The organism is Lewinella sp. (assembly GCF_050633125.1).
Lineage (GTDB): Bacteria > Bacteroidota > Bacteroidia > Chitinophagales > Saprospiraceae > Lewinella.
Window position 1 is genome coordinate 1 of sequence record NZ_JBOEFX010000249.1, and the last position, 748, is coordinate 748.

The window sequence follows — 748 nt, forward strand, 5'->3', positions numbered from 1 at the left end:
GTGTTGAAGTAAGTGTTAACGGTGGTGCTGTAATGAGCATGACTACGAACACAGATGGAACTTACAGCTTCTCAGATCTAGCACTAGGTGGTGACTACACGGTTACTCCTTATCTGAATGCCAACTTCCTAAATGGCGTATCTACGTTTGACCTTGTACTGATGAGCAAGCACATCCTGGGTGTGCAGCCGCTTGACAGCCCTTACAAGCGTATCGCTGCGGATATCAACCGTTCAAACACAATTACTACACTGGATATGATCCAGTTGCGTAAGTTGATCCTGAACATTGACACGGAATTTGCGAACAACACAAGCTGGCGCTTTGTGGATGCTGCTTACAGCTTCCCAGTAGCGACCAACCCATGGTTCGAAGCATTCCCAGAGTTGATCAACGAGAATAACCTTGCGGGAGATGTATTAGATGCAGACTTCGTAGGCGTTAAGATCGGTGATGTAAACGGGTCTGCACAAGCCAATGCTTTGGCTGGTGACGATCGTACACTGAACGGTCAGTTCAACCTCGTTGCTGAGAATATCAGCATGAAGGTGGGCAATACTTACACGGTAGCTATTACTGGTGAGAATATGTCTACGGTAGAAGGCTTCCAGGGTACCTTGAACCTAAACGGAGCTGAGTTGGTAGACATCGAGTACGGTGTAGCAAGTGCTGAGAACTTCGGTCTACGTTACGCTGCTGAAGGAGCTATCACGATGAGCTGGAACGAAAATGGCGGTACAGACGCGAT

At 47.9% G+C, this 748-nt stretch carries 1 pseudogene; it reads left to right on the forward strand.

What is annotated here, in order from left to right:
- Nucleotides 1-748: pseudogene (locus ACRBG0_RS28700) on the forward strand (hypothetical protein); the annotation flags it as partial.